Source organism: Bacillus sp. FJAT-47783, assembly GCF_022808615.1.
Lineage (GTDB): Bacteria > Bacillota > Bacilli > Bacillales > Aeribacillaceae > Bacillus_BZ.
Genome location: NZ_JAKZKS010000049.1, coordinates 1 through 3806, shown reverse-complemented (window position 1 = coordinate 3806; position 3806 = coordinate 1). Strand labels below are relative to the sequence as shown.

Sequence of the window (3806 nt, the reverse complement as noted above, 5' to 3'; positions counted from 1 at the left end):
GGATGCCTTAGACCGACTACTTCCATGGTCAACATCTTTACCAGTGTCTTGTATTTCTTTTAAAAAGTTATTTAAATAATACTTCAAGTCCCCATCTGCATGAAGGTGGGGACTATTTTACGCTTACGACTCAACAGTTTAGCTCAATTAAACCTACTTTCTATATACTAGATTTAGTCTATCGAAAGTGAGGAGCAGGAGTGGAAAAATTGATGATCTACAACGAGGTTCACAGGCTTCGTAATGAAGGATTCACCAACAGTGCGATAGCCAGAAAATTAAAAATATCAAGGAATAGGGTGATTGAATACGGAAAAATGTCTCCAGATGAATTTTATCTATTTGCCATCTCATTACAGGGGAGAAGTAAAAAGCTTGATCCCTTTCGGGACAAGATACTCGGGTGGTTAAAGGAACATCCTGATCTGTCGGCAGCTCAGATATTCGACTGGCTAGAGGAAAAACTAAGCATTGACTTTGTAACCGAAGGAACAGTGAGAAACTATGTAAATGAGCTACGAGAAGCCTACCATATTCCAAAAGTTCTTTCTGAGAGGGACTTTAGTGCAGTCCCAGAACTTCCTATGGGGCAACAAATTCAAGTTGATTTTGGCCAAAAAAGAGTTCCTACAACTGATGGAAAGTTCAAACACCTCTACTTTATTGCGTTTGTTTTAGCCCATTCCAGATACAAGTATGTAGAATGGCTAGATCGACCATTTCGGGCAATAGATCTTATTCGAATGCATGAAAATGCCTTTAGGCATTATGGAGGAATGACTATTGAGATAGTTTATGATCAAGATCGTTTACTCGCAGTTAGTGAGAACGCTGGAGACCTTATCTTGACAGACGAATTCTCGAAATACCAGAAGACAAGGAAGTTCAAAATCTATCTGTGTAGGAAATCTGATCCTCAGACGAAAGGTAAAATAGAACAGGTGGTTAAATATGTAAAGAACAACTTTGCGAAGAACAGAATGTTTGATAATTTAATAGATTGGCAGGATTCCTGTATGAACTGGTTAAAGCGCACCGGGAACTATAAAGTTCACCATAATACAAAAAAGAGACCCGTCGAAGTGTACGCCCTGGAAAAGCAACACTTACAACAGGTCTCTGGGACTTATATTTTTGAAGACATCTTCGATTCAAGTATAACAAGAACAATTAGCAAAGACAACGTTATCCGGTATGACAATAATCGATATAGTGTGCCTCGCGGCACATATAGAAAAGGAGCTCCTAATATCGCCTATGTCGATTCAGATGGAGAATATTTGTACATACGTCTACAGAAGAATGGGGAAATCCTGGCAAAACATAAAATCGCAGAAGGAATTGGTGATGTCATATCTGACCCTTCTCATCGGAAGCGTAGCCAGACCAAACGCGACCTTTTAATTCAGCAGATAGAAGGAATGTTAGATGACAATGAAGCTACAGAGTGGCTAGTTGGAATGCTGGCTAAGCAATACCCGCGTCATTTTATTGACCAACTAAAAGTGGTGCAATCCGTCATTTTGAAGTATCCTTCTTTCGTTATGGAAGCTATTAATGAACTGAAACGTCTGCGATTAACAAGTGCAAATGACTTACGTGATATTGCCATCTCTCTCGAAATCGAAGGTCGTAAAGAAAGAAAAGACACAAGTTCCGTAAATGAAAAATATAAGGATCTGGTGGCTCCTGAACGAAAAGAAGATATTTACTTAAGCGTCCTTCAAGGAGGTGGCAACAGATGAGCCAGCCATACCAAATACTCCAGGATAAATGCCGTACCTTAAGATTAGCAGAGACAGCTAAAGAACTCCCTAACCTATTGAGGGAAGCAGAAGCAAAAGGATGGACATATCATGAGTTTATTCATGAATTTCTAAGCCATGAAGTTCACTCCCGTGAAAGAAAAAACAAAGAGAAATTGATGAAGTGGGCAGAATTCCCTGAAACGCTAACATTTGAGAACTTTCGCTTGGAAGAACAAACTGCAGTTGGGGAAAAACAGCTGAATATATTAAAGCAGTTGTCATGGGTGGAAGAATGCTTCACCTTGATTATGATGGGGCCAACGGGAGTTGGGAAGACCTTTCTATCAACAGCCCTAGGAATTCATGCGATCGAGCAAGGATACCAAGTATCCTTTATATCTATGGATCGCTTAATCTACGTCTTAAAATCTAGGGAATACGTTGTAAAATCTAGAACGAGATATAAACGCATCACTGAATCTGATCTAATCATCATTGATGATGTCATGTATATGGCCTATGAACCACAGGATGCCCATTTATTCTTTCAGTTTATATATGACATGTACGACAAGGCAGCGTTTATCCTGACTTCCAACAAAGGTCCAGGTGAATGGGGAAAGTTTCTTGGGGATGCGACACTAACAACAGCAATCTTAGATCGTCTACTCCATCGAAGTGAAATCTTAACCTTTAGCGAAGAACAGAGTAGTATCAGGATGAAATACAGAAAAAACTTATTTAAACATGACAATGATGCATGACCAAAAGGAGATGGAAAATGAGTGTTTTAAACGCTGAAGATGCGATTAACTTTTTTAATTCTTATGGATTAAAAGTAGATAAGAGATCGGTAATAGAATGGGTCAGAGAACAGAATGAGAAGTCAGATATGACTTCCAAAAGTCGTCCAATTGTTGAAGAAGACCTTTATAGATATAACGATTGGTGCATGGTAAAAGGAACTGCCTATGAAGTAGGAATTAATAACCAAACAAAAATATCCAGACTTTTAGAGGAGAATTCTCTTCTAAAACAGGAAATTGAGAAGTTAAAAGAAGAGAAACAACAATTAGAAAATTTACTAGGACTGAATGACTGGATTTAGCAGTAAATTTCCCCTGCCATTATGGCAGGGGGGATAATTAAGACACAGATAAACAATTGTTAACAGCAAAGTGTTGAATCTTAATTGATGAAAACTGTTTAAAATTATTTATCAAAAACTGTTTAATTCAACTTGACGGTTACACCTGCCCACCTTGTTGAATGTAGATCACCTTGATTTCCTGAAGTTCTTTCAATAAAGCCTGGGCGGTTGGCTGGAATACTTTACGTTTACCCGCTAGAATGAGGCGCTCTTTTTCCTGTTTCATTTTTTCTCGTACCCGGTACTCTAAAATCCCGTAAATGAGGATGACCATCACAAATACGATTCCCAACGCTTCTATCCGGCTCGGTTTCTTTAACTCACATTTCGCACCCTTTGAATGAATCTAAAAGGATTTTTTCATCTTCTTGTAGAATCCTTCCTTCAGACTAATTTTGAACGGAAGGAACAACCTTATGAACATCCAAATCGATCACATTTATCAACAGTCTTATTTAAATCTATTAAGTGCTATCATGAAGCAACTTCACATTCCCCAAACCTTTAATGAAATGGTGGAGTACGATTCACAATGTTTGACAACACCGGGCGATATCGTCCAATTAGTCGTTCTTGATATCTTGAGCGGAAGACAAGCGCTTGTTCACTTAGAACCCACATTCGGCAGGTGCCAAATTAAGAAATTTTGTTTTTTTAAAGGGAAATGTTCCCTCCCCCTCGAAAAATATCACTAATGAATGATTGTGGGGGAATGATTCCGATGACACAGACGGACCAAATTTTGACACTTTCGGCTGGACCATCTCAATTGATTTCTGCCATTTGTGATGAGATAGGATTTGAAAAAATTATAAATGAACAGCTTGAATGGGACAAGAACCGCTGTCATTTATCACCTGGCACCCGCTTGAAAGCGCTGGTCATCAACATCCTGTGTGATCGTCAAC

5 protein-coding genes and 1 pseudogene are annotated in these 3806 nt (G+C 38.8%); 5 read left to right on the top strand and 1 reads right to left on the bottom strand.

The genetic code is table 11. The annotated features are described in order from the left end of the window. Positions 1-200: 200 nt before the first annotated feature. Genes istA through MLD65_RS17755 form a run of 3 tightly spaced genes read left to right on the top strand, consistent with a single transcriptional unit; the run spans position 201 to position 2856 of the window. Positions 201-1745, top strand: a complete 1545-nt coding sequence (istA, locus tag MLD65_RS17765; RefSeq protein ID WP_243293152.1) for an IS21 family transposase — start codon at positions 201-203, stop codon at positions 1743-1745. Further along, a complete protein-coding gene (istB, locus tag MLD65_RS17760; protein WP_243293151.1) occupies positions 1742-2512 on the top strand; it encodes an IS21-like element helper ATPase IstB in 771 nt (256 codons plus the stop codon). Before istA ends, istB begins: the two co-directional genes overlap by 4 nt. Before the next feature lie 17 nt (positions 2513-2529). After that, positions 2530-2856, top strand: coding sequence for a hypothetical protein (locus MLD65_RS17755; RefSeq protein WP_243293150.1), 327 nt, complete (start codon positions 2530-2532; stop codon positions 2854-2856). A 145-nt stretch (positions 2857-3001) separates the two neighbouring features. On the opposite strand, the pseudogene MLD65_RS17750 reads toward MLD65_RS17755, so the two are convergent. Then, positions 3002-3217 (bottom strand): annotated as a pseudogene (locus tag MLD65_RS17750) (IS1634 family transposase); the annotation flags it as partial. A gap of 97 nt (positions 3218-3314) precedes the next feature. On the opposite strand from MLD65_RS17750, the gene MLD65_RS17745 reads away from it, so the two are divergent. Both MLD65_RS17745 and MLD65_RS17740 read left to right on the top strand, forming a co-directional pair. Continuing rightward, positions 3315-3593 (top strand): DUF4277 domain-containing protein, encoded by a 279-nt coding sequence (locus MLD65_RS17745; RefSeq protein ID WP_243293148.1) that lies wholly within the window; start codon positions 3315-3317, stop codon positions 3591-3593. Positions 3594-3619: 26 nt separating this feature from the next. After that, positions 3620-3806 (top strand): DUF4277 domain-containing protein (locus MLD65_RS17740; protein ID WP_243293145.1); only part of this gene is annotated, 187 nt, incomplete at its 3' end.

Coding starts and splice junctions, on each gene's coding strand:
- MLD65_RS17755 (WP_243293150.1), top strand. CDS start 2,530: ATGAGTGTTTTAAACGCTGAAGATGCGATTAACTTTTTTAATTCTTAT.
- istB (WP_243293151.1), top strand. CDS start 1,742: ATGAGCCAGCCATACCAAATACTCCAGGATAAATGCCGTACCTTAAGA.
- MLD65_RS17745 (WP_243293148.1), top strand. CDS start 3,315: ATGAACATCCAAATCGATCACATTTATCAACAGTCTTATTTAAATCTA.